General features: G+C 46.6%; 20 protein-coding genes and 1 pseudogene. 4 read left to right on the top strand and 17 right to left on the bottom strand.

Annotation, left to right across the window (positions count from 1 at the left end):
• On the bottom strand, positions 1-926 hold a 926-nt coding region (locus tag PHP87_RS06585; RefSeq protein ID WP_299919807.1), incomplete at its 3' end, for a class I tRNA ligase family protein.
• Positions 927-1,355: 429 nt separating this feature from the next.
• Positions 1,356-1,979, bottom strand: coding sequence for an endonuclease III (nth, locus tag PHP87_RS06590; protein ID WP_299919808.1), 624 nt, complete (start codon positions 1,977-1,979; stop codon positions 1,356-1,358).
• Positions 1,980-2,488: 509 nt separating this feature from the next.
• Between nth and PHP87_RS06595 the strand changes: the two genes are divergently transcribed.
• A complete protein-coding gene (locus tag PHP87_RS06595; protein ID WP_299919809.1) occupies positions 2,489-3,379 on the top strand; it encodes a DMT family transporter in 891 nt (296 codons plus the stop codon).
• 45 nt (positions 3,380-3,424) lie between these two features.
• Here the strand turns inward: PHP87_RS06595 and PHP87_RS06600 are convergent, their stop codons facing one another.
• The 9 genes from PHP87_RS06600 to PHP87_RS06640 form a co-directional block, all read right to left on the bottom strand.
• Positions 3,425-3,751 carry a DUF167 domain-containing protein gene (locus PHP87_RS06600; RefSeq protein ID WP_299919811.1) on the bottom strand — a complete coding sequence of 109 codons (327 nt, stop codon included), beginning with the start codon at positions 3,749-3,751 and terminating at the stop codon, positions 3,425-3,427.
• Positions 3,752-3,755: 4 nt separating this feature from the next.
• Entirely contained in the window at positions 3,756-4,250 is a 495-nt protein-coding gene (locus tag PHP87_RS06605) for a DivIVA domain-containing protein (protein ID WP_299919812.1), read from the bottom strand.
• Positions 4,251-4,560: 310 nt separating this feature from the next.
• Entirely contained in the window at positions 4,561-6,480 is a 1,920-nt protein-coding gene (locus PHP87_RS06610; RefSeq protein WP_299919813.1) for a U32 family peptidase, read from the bottom strand.
• Between the two features lie 12 nt (positions 6,481-6,492).
• Complete coding sequence (locus tag PHP87_RS06615) at positions 6,493-6,762, bottom strand: YggT family protein (protein ID WP_299919814.1); 270 nt, start codon at positions 6,760-6,762, stop codon at positions 6,493-6,495.
• A 200-nt stretch (positions 6,763-6,962) separates the two neighbouring features.
• Entirely contained in the window at positions 6,963-7,769 is an 807-nt protein-coding gene (gene proC, locus PHP87_RS06620; RefSeq protein WP_299919815.1) for a pyrroline-5-carboxylate reductase, read from the bottom strand.
• Entirely contained in the window at positions 7,769-8,197 is a 429-nt protein-coding gene (locus PHP87_RS06625) for a cell division protein SepF (RefSeq protein ID WP_299919816.1), read from the bottom strand. The genes proC and PHP87_RS06625 overlap by 1 nt, the downstream gene beginning before the upstream one ends.
• A 76-nt stretch (positions 8,198-8,273) precedes the next feature.
• A complete protein-coding gene (locus tag PHP87_RS06630) occupies positions 8,274-8,951 on the bottom strand; it encodes a YggS family pyridoxal phosphate-dependent enzyme (RefSeq protein ID WP_299919818.1) in 678 nt (225 codons plus the stop codon).
• A 142-nt stretch (positions 8,952-9,093) separates the two neighbouring features.
• Positions 9,094-10,137, bottom strand: coding sequence for an ATP-binding protein (locus PHP87_RS06635; RefSeq protein WP_299919819.1), 1,044 nt, complete (start codon positions 10,135-10,137; stop codon positions 9,094-9,096).
• Positions 10,138-10,152: 15 nt separating this feature from the next.
• Positions 10,153-10,872 (bottom strand): response regulator transcription factor, encoded by a 720-nt coding sequence (locus PHP87_RS06640; protein ID WP_299919821.1) that lies wholly within the window; start codon positions 10,870-10,872, stop codon positions 10,153-10,155.
• 98 nt (positions 10,873-10,970) lie between these two features.
• Here PHP87_RS06640 and PHP87_RS06645 point away from each other — a divergent pair, with 98 nt between their 5' ends.
• Complete coding sequence (locus PHP87_RS06645) at positions 10,971-11,261, top strand: hypothetical protein (RefSeq protein ID WP_299919822.1); 291 nt, start codon at positions 10,971-10,973, stop codon at positions 11,259-11,261.
• Between the two features lie 21 nt (positions 11,262-11,282).
• Here PHP87_RS06645 and nrdR read toward each other — a convergent pair whose 3' ends face one another.
• On the bottom strand, positions 11,283-11,735 hold the full coding sequence (gene nrdR, locus PHP87_RS06650; RefSeq protein ID WP_299919823.1) for a transcriptional regulator NrdR: 453 nt from the start codon (positions 11,733-11,735) through the stop codon (positions 11,283-11,285).
• Between the two features lie 93 nt (positions 11,736-11,828).
• Positions 11,829-12,119: a YlmC/YmxH family sporulation protein gene (locus PHP87_RS06655; RefSeq protein WP_299919824.1), complete on the bottom strand. Its 291-nt coding sequence runs from the start codon at positions 12,117-12,119 to the stop codon at positions 11,829-11,831.
• Positions 12,120-12,692: 573 nt separating this feature from the next.
• Between PHP87_RS06655 and flgG the strand changes: the two genes are divergently transcribed.
• Both flgG and PHP87_RS06665 read left to right on the top strand, forming a co-directional pair.
• Positions 12,693-13,478, top strand: a complete 786-nt coding sequence (flgG, locus tag PHP87_RS06660) for a flagellar basal-body rod protein FlgG (protein ID WP_299919825.1) — start codon at positions 12,693-12,695, stop codon at positions 13,476-13,478.
• A gap of 36 nt (positions 13,479-13,514) precedes the next feature.
• On the top strand, positions 13,515-13,874 hold the full coding sequence (locus tag PHP87_RS06665; RefSeq protein WP_299919826.1) for a rod-binding protein: 360 nt from the start codon (positions 13,515-13,517) through the stop codon (positions 13,872-13,874).
• A 212-nt stretch (positions 13,875-14,086) separates the two neighbouring features.
• On the opposite strand, the gene PHP87_RS06670 is transcribed toward PHP87_RS06665, so the two are convergent.
• The 4 genes and pseudogenes from PHP87_RS06670 to PHP87_RS06685 form a co-directional block, all read right to left on the bottom strand.
• Positions 14,087-15,238: a hypothetical protein gene (locus tag PHP87_RS06670; protein WP_299919827.1), complete on the bottom strand. Its 1,152-nt coding sequence runs from the start codon at positions 15,236-15,238 to the stop codon at positions 14,087-14,089.
• 491 nt (positions 15,239-15,729) lie between these two features.
• Positions 15,730-16,485, bottom strand: a complete 756-nt coding sequence (gene sigI, locus PHP87_RS06675; RefSeq protein WP_299919828.1) for an RNA polymerase sigma factor SigI — start codon at positions 16,483-16,485, stop codon at positions 15,730-15,732.
• Positions 16,486-16,884: 399 nt separating this feature from the next.
• Entirely contained in the window at positions 16,885-18,246 is a 1,362-nt protein-coding gene (locus PHP87_RS06680; protein ID WP_299919830.1) for an ABC transporter permease, read from the bottom strand.
• Positions 18,239-19,164, bottom strand: a pseudogene (locus PHP87_RS06685) (hypothetical protein); the annotation flags it as partial. The gene PHP87_RS06680 and the pseudogene PHP87_RS06685, both read right to left, overlap by 8 nt.

Below are 19,164 nucleotides of genomic sequence, written 5' to 3' on the forward strand. Positions count from 1 at the left end.
GAATCGCGGGCAAAGAAAGGATGGCGGCATAAAACCCGTTCCAGCTCTTTCCCTTTAAATTTGTCCAGAATCTGATAGTTATCCCAGACCAGCTCTCCGGCCACTGCTTCTAGCAATCCCTGGGCCAGGAGGTATTTTTCTCCTTTTACTTCCAGTAAAACATAGTCAAAGCCCGGGTGCAGGCAAATCCCCGTGTTGGCCGGCAGGGTCCAGGGGGTGGTGGTCCAGATGACAATAAAAGCATCTTCGGGTAAAACTCCCCTACCATCCTTTACCGGAAACTTGACATAAATGGAGGGGGAGACCTTTTCATTGTATTCAACTTCCGCCTCGGCCAGGGCCGTTTCACAGTCCCCACACCAGTATACGGGCTTCAAACCTTTGTAAATGAAGCCTTTTTTGGCCATCTCTCCAAAAACCTTAATTTGTATGGCTTCAAAGCCTGGACTCAGGGTGAGGTAGGGGTCTTCCCAATCTCCGCGTACACCCAGTCGTTTAAATTGTTCTTTCTGTATTTCCACATATTTAAGGGCATAGTCGCGGCAGTGTTCGCGGAACTCCACCACATCAGTCTTATGCCGGTCAATACCCAGGTTCTTTATGGCCTGCTGCTCGATAGGCAGGCCATGCGTATCCCATCCCGGGATATAGGGGGAGTCGTAACCGCTCATGGAGCGGTATTTGACAATAATATCTTTCAAAACTTTATTAAGGGTATGTCCCAGGTGAATGTCCCCATTGGCATACGGCGGACCGTCATGCAGAATAAACTGGGGTCTACCTGCGTTTTTCTCCTGTATGCGCCGGTATATGTCAATCTCATCCCAGAACTTCAGTATCTCCGGCTCTCTCTGAGGCAGGTTGGCCCTCATGGGAAAACCGGTTTGGGGAAGATTCAAGGTTCCGTCATACTTACCTTTAGCCATCCGAATTACCACCTTACTGTTTGAATTTTATAACGAGGTGAAATATGTCCCCCGCTTCTTTAAGCGGCCGGGTTCCTATTAACAAAACAGGCGGCAGGCTCTAATCCCCCGCCTCATTGCAGCGCTCTCGTTAAAAATGCTTCATGAGTTTTCTTTCGCTACTTAAACAAAATACCTCTCTCCCGGGGGGTGAAAGGTATCCCAAAGTGCAGATTTGCCTGTTATCTCTAAAAATCTTTTTAATTTTAGCATATAGCTGCAAGCAAGACAACTTCTGCCGCCATTTTCGGAATATATCATGGGGACGGTTCTTCTAATATATCATAAGGATTGACTCTGCTGCAAAAACTCCTTTTTATGCACGCTAATGCATATTTATAACTTTTTGCAGTAACATCAAGGCTTTAATTAAAAAACTTTTCCCACCTCTTACTTTTCCATTTTTTTCTCACAGAGCCCCTCTAATACGCAATTATTGCACTGCGGCTTGCGGGCCCGGCAAATCCGACGCCCATGGAATATCAAAAGGTGATGGGCTTCGCTCCAGCATTTTTCCGGTATTTGCTCTTTCAAGGCTTTTTCCGTCTGCTCAGGGAGCTTGCTGTTCACCAAGCCCAGGCGGTTGGCCACCCGGTGCACATGGGTATCTACGCCCAGACCGGGTTTCTTAAACGCTACCGACCTTATAACATTGGCACTCTTGCGTCCCACCCCCGGAAGGCTCAATAATTCATCAAAGTCGGAAGGTACTTCTCCTCGGTACTGCTCCACTAATATTTGAGCCAGCTTTTTGAGATGACGGGCTTTGTTCCGGTACAAACCTACTCCCCGAATCTTCTCTTCTAATAGAGACAAGTCGATTGCTGCCAGGGCTTCGGGGGTACCATAATCGGCAAACAACTCTGCTGTAACCCGGTTTACCTGTTCATCAGTGCTCTGTGCAGAAAGAACCACCGCCACCATAAATTGAAAGGGACTGCTATGCTGGAGCAGAGTGCCGGCCTTAGGATATTCCTTATTTAAGCGCTTGATTATCTCAATACTACGCTGCAATTCTACCCTCCTGACCCTTCATTTAATTATACAGTGTAGAGCCCTGGTGACAATAGCTCTGCATACTTTATCCGTATTAACCCCATAAGCAAGGGCACAACCACTGATGAAAAGTGAGTTATAATCGCTTGTTTGTATCGTCAGAAGGGAAAGGAAATAACCCCTCTCTTTTCTTACTGACCCCCCATGGCCGGGGGCCACAACCACCGATGAAAATAGGGGTATAACCGGGGGTTATTGGACGCTGATTTGCGCAGATATATTATGATATATAGCAGAAGGACCGTCCCCATGATATATTATCGTTATAATTTTCCGGCCTTTTCCTTAAAATATGCTTAAGGAAGAGCTGCAGGGGAGTCAAAACGAGTTAAAGAAGGTTCTTTGACTCATTTAAGCTTATTGGTTAAAATGTGGAGAGCCAGTACACGGGTTTGCCCCTATTGCTCCTGCCGTCCCTTGTCACGGAGAGCTATGGTCAGTAAAAAAAGTTAGGCGGGTATTGGATTATGTCAGCTGCAAAAAAACGTATGCAAGCGGAAGTGAGTATGCTGTTAGTAGCAGCTATCTGGGGCAGCACATTTGTGGTAGTAAAAAACGTCTTGCAGGAAATCGGCCCCTTTCTCTTCCTGGGTCTGCGTTTTTTGCTGGCTTTTTTAGTACTGCTCTTTTTGTCTTTTCCCTGCATAAAAAAAACCAATCGCCATACCTTGCTAGCCGGGGGTATTTTAGGCCTGTTTCTCTTTATTGGTTATGTCTTTCAAACCATTGGCTTAAAATATACGACCTCAACCAACGCTGGTTTTATCACCGGAATCAGTGTGGTTCTGGTTCCTATAATTTTTTCACTGCTTTACCGTCAACGGCCTACTGTCAGTACTACAATTACCGTAATCCTGGCGGCCACCGGCTTGTTTTTCTTGTCCTTCCCCCGCAACTCTTTTTCACTGGCTTATGGTGATTTCCTGGTGCTCATCTGTGCCTTCGGCTTTGCTTTTCACATTATCTTTGTTGACCGCTATTCACACCAGCATAATGCCATTGCTATAACCGCGGTGCAAATCTTCTTTGTGGGTATCGTATCCATGCTGATTGGGCTCATTAGTGAACCGTGGCCCGAGCATTTTTCCGCCAACCTTTTGACTGCTCTTTTTATTACTGCCGTTTTCGCAACTTCCCTGGCCTTCCTGCTGCAAAATGACCTGCAAAAATACAGTACTCCTACCCGTTTTGCTGTGGTTTTAACTACTGAGCCAGTTTTCGCGGCCTTGACCGGTTACCTTTGGGCGCAGGAAATTCTGTCCCGCCGGGCGATGTTCGGCGCCGGACTAATTTTAGTCTCTATGCTAATCTCAATTCTTACCCGAAAAAGCAAAAATCTGGTGGAAGCCAATGTTTGATGAAGTGAAGTGGCCTTACCCGGTGGGCATCCCACCCACTATGTGTCACGACCTGGCTCGGTCGCTCCCGTCCCCGTGATATATGAAAGCGAGCAGGTTTTCGGCTTTAATTCCTCGAATTTCTACGATTTTATGGCGGGAGGTCTCGCCCCGGACGATGCGGATATCCTTTTTCGGCAACTTGAACAGCTCGGCCAGAAACTTCTGCAGAGCCTGGTTGGCCGCGCCCTCTACCGGCGGAGCCATGACTTTGATTTTTATATCGCCTTCATGCTCGCCCACAATTTGATTGCGTGACGAGCGTGGCTGTACCTTGACTCCAAAGCGGAGCCATTCGCCATTTCTTTCTGTTCTTATATAAGGCTTATTCATAGGCTTATTCCTTCAGGTTTACCTTTTCCAAACTCTCCATTACTTCTTTGAAATCCTTGCTATAAAAAAAATTAGACAGCTCTTCAACCTTTTTCTGGTTCTTTTCCAGAAGTTCTAATTCAGCACTTACCTGGGATTTTAACTCTACATTGAATATGTTCATTCGTTTTATTATTTCCTGGTATACCATCATAACTTCAATAATGCGTTTTTTAGATTCCTCCAGCATCAGATCGGCTTCTTTACGGGCGCTGGATTTCAAGTCTTCGGCAGTCTGCTGTGCTAGTATGAGACTGTTGTTCATGGTCTCTTCCAGCTTGCGGTATTTGCCCAGTTCATATTCCAGGTTTTGAATCTTTTCTTTAAGGCTGGCATTCTCACTGTACAGGCTTTCATAATCCTGGGCCAGGTTTAAAAGGTATTTCTTTACTTCATCCTGGTTAAAGCCGCGCAGCGACTTGGGGAATTGCTGGTTGCGTATTTCCATGGCGGTAATCATAAGCAAGCCTCCCTGATTCAATTGACTGTAAAATAATAAAGTTTGCCTTCACTGCATAAATCCCAATCTTGCATAAGGGTTGACTCCGCTGCAAAAACCCCTTTTGTTGCATAAGGGTTGCATAAATATACAAAGCGAGCGTTGGCGAAGCATGGATGGTCACTATTAAGGTTGCCTCCCATGGACGGGAGATTAGCGCGGTACCCCTTGAGCCGCGATACAAGCCGCAGGTGTTGCCCATGCGAAGATTGCGAGCGGTATATTTATACAAGCCAGTGAATATTAATAACTTTTTGCAGTAGGTTGTACATTAATCTTTTTCAGCAAACAAAGGCGAGCTGCCAAGCCCAGCAGGAAAGAGTTTGAGCAAGCTGTTGGCTTGTTCAGTGCTCCATTTCCCTGCCTGCAGCTCCTGAGCTGTTTCCATGTAAAGACCTACTGTTTGTTTCAGCAACTCGGTCGGATAATATTGTCCGTCAATCCGCAAATATTTGAGTCCGGATATAAACAGTTCCGGAAGTTGCTGAATAAGGGCCAGGTCATAGGGATAAAATATCAGGTTTCGGCAACTGCCATCAGCCCGTACCCGGTATTTTTGCCCCCAATCATCCAGTAGATAATAATCCTCCTGCAAGCAGTGGAGCGGACAGTCCTCACCGTCATCCCCAACAGCAACTGGCTGTACCCCCCGGGGGAGGCACAAATCAGTAATTATTCCCGCAAGAGGACCATGAACCAGCAGTTCCGTTTCCTCTACCTGGCTGAGCAAAGATTTGACCCTGCTCCACTCCAATTCCAACGAGGCACTAATGCCACTCATACCCTGTTTCCGCCAGAAGATCGCCGCCTGGTAATTATTGGTATTGAGGCCATGACCACCCCAAACAGCCTGTCCCAGGCACCGGAGCAGGCTAAAGCTTCCCGGTTCATTAACAATAAAGCCACCCAGGCCGGAAAGATGACTTATGATTCGCAAGTCCTCTTCCATTTTCCTAAATTCACTCTGGCTAACTATCCGGGGAGTCTCCACCCATATCTGCGTACGATCAAGCTGCAGGGAAAGAGCCGCCCTTATGGCCTCCGGCCTCCAGCCTGAGGGGACGCGATTTTCCGCTGCATATTCCAGTATAACCCGCTTGACTCCCAGGCCCGCCATTGCTTCCAGGCTCTCCATATCTCCGATTTTTACGCTCCAGCAAGGCTGCTGCCTTGGTAGTCCAAACTCTGGCTCCTCCGGGACTTCATTCTCCCTTAATTTTTTTAATTTCAAGGCCCTGGTTGGGAAAAAAGGTTCTTTTTCTCCACTCAGTCCAATAGACTCAATTCCTGCCCGGCCAAAAAGATTGCCGTTGCAAAAATCCCGAACACGTTTTTCTGTTAGCTTCTGGTAGTCTTCCGTATTCATCTCATAAGCTTCAGGGTCTTCAGTTAGCCTGTCGAGGGCCTGGCGGTATATCCCAATAATATGAGCTAAATACTCCGCACTACGCATGCGCCCTTCTATTTTCAGGGAACTTACCCCGGCTGCCAGTAAAGCTGGAAGCTGCGGGTAAAGGCAAAGGTCGTTGTGAGCCAGGTAATAAGCTGTAAGTTCGCTCTGTCCCGCCCCCTCCAGGCGGTAGGGCCAGCGGCAGGGCTTCAAACAGCGCCCTCGATTACCACTTTCCCCAGCTACCAGACTGCTCATATAACACTGCCCGGCATGAGCGATGCAAAGATCACCAAAAGCGAAGAATTCAAGGGCTAGTTTCGAGCCGTCATGAATTTCCTTGATTTCATCCAGGGTAAGGTTCTTGGCTAGTATGGCCCGGTCAAAACCCTGATCCTCCAGAAAATGAGCCGCTTGAAGATTGGCTATCCCCATCTGCACACTGGCGTGCAAGGGCAGCTTCAGCTTCAGTTCCCGGCAGAGGGCCAGTACGGCCATATCCTGAATTATTAAGGCGTCAGCAGCGATATCCTGCAGGAAGAATAAATAATCCTGGAGTTCGTTCAGTTCCGCATCATAATAAAGATTGTTTAAGGTAATATAGATTTTTTTATTTTGCTGGTGTAAAAAGTCAACTGCGTTCCGCAGTTCCTGATCGGAAAAATTATAGTCTTGCTTCAACATGCGCATATTGAAGCGTTTGCCCCCCAGATAGACCGCATCTGCGCCTGCTGCAGCTACCTGCTCCAGGACATCCCACCTGCCCGCCGGAGCCAGCAGTTCCACATAATTGCCAGGCATCAAAAGTCTCCTTTACAATAAAACATAGAGCAATTCAACCACTATTTTTTGTATCAAAGTTACCGCCAGAACAGCGATAATGGGAGAAAAATCAAGCCCACCGGCAGCTGGAATAAGCCTGCGGAAGGGAGCCATAATCGGCTCAGTAACATCGTAGACAAACTTAATCAGGGGTTGGTAGGGGTTGTGCCGTACGAACGATAGAATACAGCGAGCGATTATCAACCATACCAGCACATTGAAGGCCATATTGATAATTTGTACAATCTGATAAATAGCCAATGCTCAGATTCCTCCCTGTCTTAATACCTTACTAACCCCCTATGACCGCAACCTTAATAGTGACACCCGCAGGGTGGAACACCAGGAGTACCCGCAGGGACACAACTACCGATGGAAAGTGAGTTAGTAGGCGTTATTATACAGTAAGATGGGGTAGTAAATAACCCTTAACCCTTCTGACGACCGACAACCTATTCTTACTAATCTTGGCCCAACTCGATCGATCTCTCGTATGCCTTTTCAACCGCTTGAAAAAATGCTTTGCGTAATCCGTTTTCTTCTAATTGGCGTACGCCCGCTATAGTCGTCCCTCCGGGTGAACAAACCTGTTCCCGTAAAATGGCGGGATGTTCCCCACTTTGTTCCATCATCTCCATGCTGCCCCTAATAGTATTCACTACCAGTTGGCGCGCCAGATTCAAATCCAGTCCAACCTGAAGAGCAGCATTCATGAGAGCCTCAACCACCAGAAAGACATAGGCGGGACCACTTCCCGAAATAGCAGTAATGGCATCCATATATTTTTCTTCCACCACAACATTACTACCGAGTTGCTCAAACATTTTTGCAACCAGTTGAATATCCTTATCTGTAGCGTAGCGCCCGGCTGAAATGGCTGCTACTCCCTGTCCCACCAGACAGGGGGTATTGGGCATTACTCTTACTACCGGCAAATGTAAGCCTATTTCATTCTCATAGCTCCCGGTTTTAATGCCAGCAGCGAGTGATATCAAAAGATGCTCCGTAGTCCATAAGGCCCGATTGGCATCCAGAACCATCCTTACCTGCTGTGGTTTTACCGCCAGGATTATCACACTACAGGACTTCAAAACTTCCCTGGCTTGTGTTGGAACGGCATTAAATTCCTCTTGAAACAGCACTCCTCTTTCTGGGTCGACATCATTTACCAGTAGAGAATCAAAACCCAGAAATTCAGCCCCCCCTATACCCTTCATCAGGGCATAAGCCATTTTCCCACAACCAATCAGCCCCAGGCTTTGCGGCACTATCTCTCACCCCCGAAAGGATTGGCGAATCCATGCTTGCGCATGAGAGAACGGTGGTCTTTGGCTATTTCCACATTACTGGGAGTGAAGATAAAAATATTCTTTCCTAATTGCTGGCTATGACCTTCCAGTGAATAAGTAGTCCCACTGATAAAATCAATAATCCGCTGGGAAACCTCGGGAGGAGTATTGTCAAAATTCAAAATCAACTGTTTCCTGCTTTTCAAGTGATCTGCCAATACCTGGACCTCATCAAAGCTTTCGGGTTCGCATACCACCACTTTAAAAGTTTTGTTGCTATGTATGCTGACAACATTGGTCGGACCCCGCTGGCCTTCTTCACTATAGGCCGGCAGTTCGATAATCTCCTCTCTTACCTCTTCTCTTTCCACCCCCAACCATCTCCACAGTCCATCCATTACGCCCATTTTTAAGCCTCCTTTACATTAAGCCTTGATGTCACCTGCCAACAGTCATAAATACTGTTTCCTTGTCGTATCTCCTTTAGTGAAACAGGGCACTGCCAATCCGAACCAGATTGGCGCCTTCCTCAATAGCCACAGCAAAATCCTGGGACATACCCATGGATAAATACTTCAGATTCACATTCCTATAATTCCTATCGGAGAATTTTTGCCGGAGTTGAAATAATTCTCTAAATATAGGCCGGGCTCTTTCCGGATCAGAATCCAGTGGGGCCATGGTCATCAAGCCGTAAATGCGCAGAGCCTTGAACTGTTCAGCAGCGGCGAGCACTTCCCGCAGTTCCCCCGGCTCAAAACCGGCCTTTTGCTCTTCCCCGGAAACATTCAGCTGAATTAGAACCGGCACCTCCTCGCCCAATACTATTCCCCTCTTGTCCAATTCCTGAGCCAGCTTCCAGCGATCCAGAGAGTGAATTAAAGTGGTTCTTCCCACAATATCCTTGACTTTATTGGTTTGTAAACGCCCTATCAAGTGCCAGTTAAGACCGGGCAGGCTTTCCCTTTTAAGCAATAATTCGTTTACCCGGTTTTCCCCGAAATCATTTATTCCCATATTATGCGCCCGCTTAACTGCCTCAATATCCACTGTTTTACTGACCGCTACCAGGGTAACTTCACTTGCTTTCCGGCCGCTCTTAAACGCAGCCTGCTCTATCTTGTTTTTTATAACTTCTAAATTGTATTTGATCTTTTGCAAAGCGTGTCACCCCTTCAGCCGCAAGCATCATATAGGACCTTATGTGATAATAGCATATTTTCGGCCTTGCTGTCAGCAAAGAGAGGATGTTATTCTTGTTTGCTTTTCACTTTCCTGCTATCGTACTAAGGGGCTTAAAAAGCTATATTACCAGGAAGCTTACCCCGAAAGTGGAGCCCTGGCCGATTTCACTATCCACAAACACTTCTCCTCCATGGGATTCCACAATATGTTTTACTATGGACAAACCCAAACCGGTTCCCCCTTGCTGTCGGGAGCGGGCTTTATCAACCCGGTAAAATCGTTCGAAAACCCGGGGCAAACTCTCGTGAGGAATCCCCAGTCCGCTGTCCTTTACGGTGGTGATAATACGGCTGTCCCGCCGTTGGCATTGGATTACGATTTTCCCCTGTCTGGGAGTATATTTTATAGCATTATCCAGAAGATTGATAAATACCTGTCCCAGCAAGTCCTCATCAGCTTGAATTAAGGGCATGGGATACGGGTAAATGAATTCAACATGCAGGCATTTTTCACTGATCTGTGGTCCAAACATATTCATTACATTGCGAATAGAACGCAAAAGGCAAGCCGGTTTCAAGTATACTATACGTTCCTGGGATTCAATCGAGGATAAAGTTAAGAGATCCTCAATCAGACGGGTCAAACGGTTGGTTTCGGTATCGATAATAGATAGAAAACGCCTGCAGGTATCACTATTTTCCATGGCACCGTCCAAAAGCGTTTCCACGAAACCCTTAATAGAAGTCAAAGGGGTTCTGAGCTCATGGGACACATTACCCACAAACGCTGATCTAACCTGGTCAAAATTTCTAGCATCGGTAACATCGTGAAATACTACGATAGCACCTTCAATTCTGTCATTGTGATCTTTCCTGGGAACAGCATGAACCCGAAAAATCAGAGTGCTGGGGCTGATAGTAGTTTCCGTAAAGCTTTCATTACCGGTTGCCAGCACTTCGTCAATCATATCACTGATTTCCCGATTTTCGCTTATCTGGGTCAAACGCTTCCCCAGCAGCACCCCCTCGCGTACCAGGAATAAGCTTTCAGCCGCTTTATTGGCATGAATAATGCAAGCATCAATATTGAGTACCAGTACCCCATCAACCATACAACTCAAAATGGACTGCATCATCCTCTTGTCCTGAGCGATGTCCAACACCTTTAACTCACCTTTCTAGCTCTTGGCCTGTCCTTCTACAAAACGGTATCCTACACCGCGGACCGTCTCAATATAATCTGGGTAAGTAGAATCATCTCCCAGTTTTTGCCTTAAATGGCGGATATGAACATCAACCGTGCGGGTATCCCCCGAAAACTCGTAGCCCCAAACCTTCTCCAGCAATATTTCCCGAGTAAAAACTTTGCCCTGATTCGATGCCATTAGCCGTAAAAGCTCAAATTCTTTGGGAGTCAACTCCAGCTTTTCTTCGCCAATAAAAGCTTCATATTTTTCGGGAACAACCGTCAACTCCTTAAATACATAGGCCTTTTTCCCCATGGCCTTTTCCGCCTTGAGAATACGCAAAGCCCGGAGCCGGGCTTTGACCCGCGCTACCATCTCCCTGGGGCTGAACGGTTTCTTAATATAATCATCAGCCCCCATTTCCAGACCTAGAATAGTGTCTATTTCCTCCCCTTTGGCGGTAAGCATTATTATCGGAATAGTCTTGTACTCTGAATTCTGTTTCAAAGTTCGGCAAACCTCGAGACCATCCATCTGGGGCAACATTATGTCCAGCAATATTAGATCAGGCGGGGCGTCCCTAACCATTTCCAAAGCACTCTGTCCATCATAGGCCACCGCCACCCGATATCCTTCTTTTTCCAGGTTAAATTTTACCAGTTCAACAATATGAGTTTCGTCATCTACTACCAAAATTTTAGCATTCTGCACACTTGACACCTCTATCCCCAACACAGACAGTTTTTCCCGCTTAGATCTGTTTGTTGATTTTATAATTTTAGCATACAATGTTAAAAGGAGGTGCATTAATGATGGATACTCCCGACAGCGATAGCCACGATCAAGGCCTTGAACCCCTGCCACGCCAATCCGGAAAGCAGATAAAATCCTGGATTACCATCAGTAAAGTCTATCCTCCCGATGATATCGTCATTGAAAGCATGCTCAAGTTCTATGGCATCCCAGTTAGAATATCACGGCGCGAAATACCTCAGCTCCCTTTTTCAACCGGACCATTGGCCGAAGTGATAATAGCGGTACCTGAAGAAATGGTAGAAGAGGCCCGTGACCTTCTGGAGTCGGAAAATGCAGGAAAATAATATCTCCTGCATTTCTTTTTTCTATCTTTGTTTAAGCTGGTCAATGGTCTTAATAAAACTATTCAGGTCAGTAAATTGTCGGTATACCGAAGCAAAACGAACATAAGCCACTTCATCCCTGCTCTGCAACCTGTCCATAACCATTTCACCGATAGCCTGACTACTGACCTCGTGCTCATAAAGATCTCTTAATTCTCTTTCAATACTGGCTACCATATTCTCCATTTCTTCCATGCTCACAGGCCTTTTTTCGCAGGCTCGGGCAATACCATCAAGTAATTTGTTCCGGTCAAATGCTTCCCGGTTCCCACCTTTTTTTATTACCAACAGGCCTCTTTCTTCCAGCCTTTCATAGGTAGTAAACCTTCTCTTACAGGCATAGCACTCACGCCGCCTGCGGATAAAGGAACCATCATCACCGGAGCGGGAATCAACCACCCGGCTTTCAAACTCCTGGCAATACGGACAGCGCATTATCCATCACCCCTTGAAGACCAAGTCCCAGTCTGCCCTTATTATGAACAAAAGTAAGATAGAATTCAAGCTTAAGTCTGGAATTACTGGTCTTCACATATGTTCTTCATCCAGCAGATAATCTCTCCGGTAGGGGTCAATCTCATTGGCTACTGGTATTTCCACCAGGATAACATCCCTACCGATTCTGACGATCTTGTTCCAGGGTACCGATAATTCTTCCCGCCGTGAAAAAAAACTGTAGCGGCGATTACGCCCGGGCAAAATCAAGGAAGTAACCTTGCCGTTGTCCAGATCCAGGTCTATGTCAATAATGTTGCCTAACTTCTTGCCATCCAGGATGTTTACCACATCCCGGGCTCTTAAATCCGACACTTTAATCATTTTTGTAACCATTCCTTTCTTGAAGCGCAAAAGATCATGAAGGAATTTCCTTCAGACTTTTTACCCATTCCTTTCTTAATGCACAAAACGTGATGAAAGAATTTCTCTCAAACTTTTACCTCTCCACATAATACTGATTCCTCAGAAAAACCCGGCTGGTTTATTCGATTTAGTAAATATGCTTCTGCAACCGCCTGAGCAGACTTTATGCTAGCAGGTTTTATCAGCAACTGCTCAAGCAATCTAGCAACTGATTCCACTGCAAAAAGTTATAAATTTGCATTAGCGTGCATAAAAAGGGGTTTTTGCAGCATAGTCAGCAACTGTGTACAATTCTAATATATGAAATACAGCCGGAAATGTTTCCGTTGCTCTCTATCCTGTCTTGTGACATAGGCAGCAGAAAAGAGCGATTATTTGCAAGAACTACTCAAGTTTTTTTACCTGCAGTTCGATAACAATAATGATAAACTTATTTTCATACGGGCTGGACTCACCTGGAGAGGCCCGTCACAGCACAGAACGATTGATGTGCCGTGTTTCCTAATTTTATTTTTAGGAGGAATAGCGCTTATGATGCGGTCTCTCTATACTGCCAGCTCAGGCATGTACGCTCAGCAACTCAACATTGACACCCTGTCACACAATATGGCCAACGTGAATACCGTAGGCTTTAAAAAACAGCGGCTCGAATTCCAGGATCTGCTTTATCAGACCATCCGGCGCCCGGCAGCGGACGAGGACCGGAATGAACCGGTTGGTTTGCTGGTGGGGCTCGGGGTAAAACCGGCCGCCATCAACACCATTTTCAACACCGGCAGCCTGCAGGCTACCGAGAATCCGTTGGATGTAGCTATAAACGGAACAGCCTTTTTCGGGGTGAAGGTGGAAGGAAATGACGAACTTCTCTATACCCGGGATGGCGCTTTTAAAATCGATGCTAATGGGCAACTGGTAACCGCTGATGGCAATCTCCTGGAAGGAGCCGATACTTTCGATGAGGGGGCCGATGATATTCAAATTGCCATTGATGGCAAGATAAGCTATATGAAGCCTGGGCAAGATAAGCCGGAGGATGCGGGACAGCTCAAGCTTTTCAAATTTATTAATCCTGCAGGCTTGCATAAAGTGGGCAAAAACCTCTACCGGGCCACGCCCAACTCGGGCGAAGCGGAAGAATGGCAGCCCGATAGTGATAAGAGTGTTTCTCTGGAAGCGAGCTACCTGGAAATGTCCAATGTGCAGATTGTCGAGGAAATGGTGAACCTGATTACCGCCCAGCGGGCCTATGAAATTAATTCCAAGGTAATCATATCCTCAGATGAGATGCTGCAGACAGCAGCCAACCTGCGCCGCTAATATGGCAGGCCAGGGATTCAGAAAGGAAAATTTAGAATGCGAGTAGATAATAATGCTGCTTCCTCGCCCACAAGCATAGGCCTGGGGCAGAATCAAATAAATATAAATAAAGAACAAAGCCAGGCCAGCAAATTTGCCCGGGAGTTGGAGAATGCCGTGAACAAAAAGGACCAGGCTAAACTTTATAAGTCCTGCCAGGAACTGGAGTCAGTTTTCTTAAACCAGATACTGCAGTCCATGCGCAACACCATCCCTAAATCAGATTTTACCGGGCATAGCTATGCCACTGATTTATGGGAATCCATGCTCTTTGAAGAATATGCTAAAGAAATAAGTAAAAGCAACTCCACCGGCCTGGCGGATATAATCTTCCGCCAGCTCAGTCAAAAGCTTTAGGAGCCTGAACCTCCAGTATAGTCTTTAGCTCAAACTTAGAGGGGGTTTAAGAAAGTTTAAATGCTAATATAGTATAAAAGACGGTACTGGTATATCTCTCCCGAGAGCAAGCCCAAAACCGTCTTTTGTGATTATATGCCAACATCAAATGAAACGTTGGGAGGTGGAGGTTCAAGCAATAGGAGCCTGGCTTATGGCTTTAGCACGGCATATTACTTGTTAATGGACTCCATTTCCGGTATTCGGCCCTGCTCCTTGGCTGAGGAATTAGGGTTGGGAGCATTCATCCCGGGCGATTTAAGCTCCTGGTTCCGGCCCCGGTATTTGCCCTTATGCTCATTTATATCCTTATTTTTATCTTTTGCCTTGTCCTTATCTTCAGCCTTACTTTTACCCTCGGCCTTGTCTTTATCCTCAGCCCTATACTTGTCCTCAGGGGTCGTTCCACCACTGCCAGCCGAATTATTTTTCCCCAAACCTGACTCCGTTGTTCCCTCGGGTTTTATGTTCTTTTCTTTATCTGCAAAAGCGGGAATCCCTTCTTCCCTCTTCTCCGGCTCGGAATACTTTTTCTCCTCCGGCTTATTTCCGCGATCTTTTGCTTCATCTTTTATTTCATCCATTATTTCATCTTTTTTTACCTCATTTTGGGCTTTAGCTTTAACCCCACTTTTCGCCCTGCCTTTTGTCTCACTTTTTGCCTGGCCATTATTCTCCATTATGGCCCCGGATCCTGGCTCGGTTTGCGGCGTTTCACCTGTGATTCCATGGGACTTCGGTGGTAATACTTTGGTCTGAGGTACAAGCATCTTCTTGTTTTTCCCCACCGCTTTCCAACTATATTCCTGTCCCTGCTGCTGTTTTATGGCTTTATTTATTCCTCTATCCATCTTCTGCCAGAGCCTGTCTCTAACTTCATCCTGGACCTTTCCCCTCAGTTCCAGGGAATAAGTGGCGGCAACCTGACTATCTCTCAACCCTTTATTGTCATTAAGCGATTTTTTGAGCACCTCGGACACAGCCGTTTCCACCGTTGCTCCCTTCAGATCCAGACCGGCTACTATTGCTTGGGCGTTTTCATCCTGAGCTTTTACTTTAACCACCCGATCCCAGCGGTTGAAACCCAATTCTACCCCGGTTGATAGGCGGGCATAGGTTAGCACGGTGAAAAAGTCCAGAGTAGCCAGGAATACCAGCAAAAACACGGCGGCTACGGCCAGCATCTTGATTGGGGTCTTCCTTCGATACAACTGCCCTACTTCCCAATCAGTCAGGGTATAGAACTTGTTATATTCCCCATTGTCCAACAAGACAATGACCCAGCCTTCACCCTTTTCCATTACTATGCCTTTTTTACCGGACATCCTATTCTTCCTTTCCCTAAAGCATTTTCCCAGGGCTATTTTTGATTCCCCTGCAAAAAGTTATAAATATGCATTAGCTTGCATAAATATACCGCTCCAGCGTCCTTAATAGCGACCGAAGGGAGCATCAGTTGTGCCCGACAGGGCGCTTCGCATGGGCAACACCTGCGGCTTGTCTCGCGGATCAAGGGGTACCGCGCCAATCTCCCATCCTGGTCAGTGGCGCTCTCGCGACGTCCTGTCGCTCGCCCCCTTTCGCCGCTCGCCTTCGCCGGGTGTTTCATCCATGCTCCGCCAACGCTCGCTTTGTATATTTATGCAACCCTTGCGCAACGGAACAAAAGGGGTTTTTGCAGTAGAGTCACTTTTAAGCATCGGAAGAAACTGCATAGCAGTTTCAACACAGCGCTGCAACGAGGCGGGGGATTAAAACCCGCTGCCTGTTTTGTTTATAGAAAACCACCGCTTAGCGGAGGACATATTTCACCTCGTTATACTTTCAGTGAAGAAGGGGGCTCTTCCATCCCTTCCCGGGATAATTCCCGTGATAAAATAAAGGGTTGAATATGGGGAAAATCGCCGGCTAATATAATGGCACTGGCGATGATATATTTTCGGTAGCGTTCCAATGTCTTCCGCTTGAATCGACCCAATTCTATAAGTTGCTTTATGGGCAGCATCTTTTTTTCACGCAAGTCTTGCCTTAACTCCTCTGTTTGAGCTAACAATAGCGCAATTTGCCTGGTTTCCTCTCTGGTTTTTCGATGTTTGGGGCTACTTGCTACCAGATCAGCAAAACTTATTCCATAATCTCCCAGCACAAGCTGCAAGTGCTCTATCTCTTGCTTTCGGTCCATATCATTCAATATCTCCAGCAGATCATCATCGGCTTGTCGATCCACCGGGTTCTCCACTTGCTTGAGTAAGGAAAACGGAAGCGTGTACCATCTTTTTTCACGGCGTTTATGATCCAACACCCGTGATTTAACCACCTGGGCCAGGAACAGCAGAATACTTCCTCTGTCCGGTTCATATCTGGCCATAGCCTCCAGAATAGCCAGGCGCGCTATGCTCGCTTCCTCATCATAAGGGTTTACGAATTTACCTGATACCCGGGAACAAACTTTCAGGCAAAATGGCATTATATCATCATATATCTCATCTATAGCGGTTGTCTGCCCAGCCGTATATTTCTCCCAAACCAGTCTCAAGCGTTTATCCAGTTCTGACACCCCGGTTATCGGCATATTGATTTACTCCTGCGTCTTTTGTAAGTCCTGCTGCAAATGGTACAGGCATTAAACCTGGGCTTAAGATTCAGACCCGCTAAGCCCATGGGAAATCTCTTATATAAGATTACCACATTGCCGCCACGCGCTTCGTATAACTTCCCCCCCACAGGACTAAATCCATCAGCAGGAAACCCGGATATAACTCCTAAAAGAGCGCTATTTCAGGAATTCTCTTCGGGTTTTCTTCCCTAATTCCCCAGGCCTCTTTACACAACGGCCTTTTATTTCTTTCTTCCCCTATCACTTTTCCTGTTATTTATACGACCGAAGCATATAGAAAAATGGGGTCGAATAAAAAACCCGCCAATGGCGGGCTAATAAAACTGGCGTTTAGTTTATGTCTGTGTCTTTTCCTTATTCTGTCCTGATGGCCTCCAGAGCACTCAATTTCATGGCTCGCCGGGCCGGCGAATAACCGGAAATAATACCTACCATGGTGGCGAAGGCAACAGCAGCGAGACCCAGTTCCCAGGTGATTACGGAGATGCCGATATTGCCTCCCATATTACCCATAAAGCCAGCTGTAACCCGATTCAATATATAAGAGACCAGATAGCTGAAGAGCAAGCCGACGCAACCACCTCCCAATCCTATCATCGCCGCTTCCAGCAGGAAAAGGTTCCTGATGTCGCTAAGCCTGGCTCCCAAAACTTTCATTACCCCTATTTCCCGGGTTCTTTCATAAATACTCATAATCATGGTATTGGTTATGCCGATGGCCGCCACCAGCAAACTTACGGCCCCGATACCTCCTAGTATAGCCTGCATCTTGCGCGATGTTTCCTTCATGGATTTAACCATATCCGACAGGCTGTGGGCTTGAAAACCCAGGGCTTTTATTTTTTCCTGCACGCTTTCCATCTGTTGTATATCGCTCACCTTAACCTTGATATTCTGGTATTTATCTTCCTTTCTTTGTTTGCTCTTGTCCACATGCCGAGCCTTGTTTTCTTCTTCCAGCAATTCTTCCAGGGTGTTCAGGTTGATATAGGCGCTGTAAGCCTTTTCACTAAAGCTGCCTTCCAGGATGCCCACTCCCTTTACCTTGCGTGGCGGGGGCGGGGTATAGTCGCTGTCTGTGTCGGGTTTATTGCTTCGCCTTTCCCCGTAGCTCATATCCCAGGTTAACAGCATCTTGTCGTTTATTAAATCCAGGGGAGGTTCCTCCGGCATATCCGGACCCGGGCCGAACATTATATGTACGGATTCCTGATTCCGGGACCTGGGATTACGGAAATTAAAGGCCACTCGCTGGCCAAATACTATGGCATCCTTGTCCGAAACGCTCAACAATCTCCCCTTCTGTAGTTTGAAATCAAAGGCTTCCATCAATTCCGGGTTAATACCGATAAGACTCACATCACCCACCATTTTACCGGCGCTGATGCGCATATAGGCATTTTTACTGGGCATAACCGCCTCTACCCCGGGGATCTGTTCCAGGGTTCTGACTGCCTGGTCATCCAGCTTAACTCCCTCACTCCCCCGCGACCCCATCGCTGGCATCATGTCATATGAGGGATATACCTCGATCACATTCAGGCTCCCCATTTGTTTCAGGCTTTCTTTAAAACTGAGATCCATAGCTATTCCCAGGGAAATCATTACTACAATGGAGCTAGTTCCAATTACCACTCCGAGCAAGGTAAGAATAGTTCTGAGTTTCCTGCGCAAAAGGCTGCCGACACTCATTTTGAACAAATCAAAATTATTCATCCAGGCTCACTTCCTCTTTCTTCCTGAGCTGCCGGCGGCGAAGAATAACAGCGGAAATAGCCACCACAAGTATCCCCGCGCCGATTATCACCGGCTTCTTCCATTTGGCAGCATCGGCTTCCTCCATACCGGGAGGAGGGATATCAGTCGGCGGGGGAGCAGCTTTCATCACCTCCAGCTCGAAGGCTTTTTCACCCTGATAGTGCCTGCCGGTATCATCATCATAGTCGAATAGCACTTTCCCCGTTAATTTGCCTTCTTTCCTGGGGGTTATGGTGACATCATAGTAATCACTTTTTCCCGCTTCCAGATTGCCCAAGAATACCGTCCCATCTTGAATCTGGAAATCTCCCTCCGTACTTATTATCAGGTTTCGTATCAAGGCTCGACCGGTATTATAATAGTCCAGCGAAATCCCCACCGCTGTACCCGCAAAAAGCTGGGGTGGTGCTTCAATATCGGAAAAAATAAGCTTTACCGGCTGAGCCACCGGGATGCCGATTAACTCCTTGGACGTATATTTATTGCCTTTTTCATCTTCATATTCGATGTCAACGGTAATATTATAGGTCTTGTTGGCGGCATCCACTTTGGGTTTAAGCTCTATGCTTTGGGTTATACTACCGGCTGCGGGAATACTGTCAATAAATATGGAGTTGCTGCTTTTTACCGGGGAAAAGATATTTTCCTCCGAACTCAAGCTCAATTTGATGTTATTTAGCATCTTAACCTGGCTGGTATTGAGCAAAGACATGGACAGAGAAAAGACTTCTCCCGCTACAGCATATTCGCCGCCATAGAAGTAGTTGTTGATTATAAGTCGGGGGGTGGCCTTTTTGTTTTTGCCTTCCGGTCCACTGCCTTCCACCGTCAAATAAAGCTTCTCTTCCTTGCTGTAATCCTTATTGAACTCGTCTT

The organism is Syntrophomonas sp. (genome assembly GCF_028707975.1).
Classification (GTDB): domain Bacteria; phylum Bacillota; class Syntrophomonadia; order Syntrophomonadales; family Syntrophomonadaceae; genus Syntrophomonas.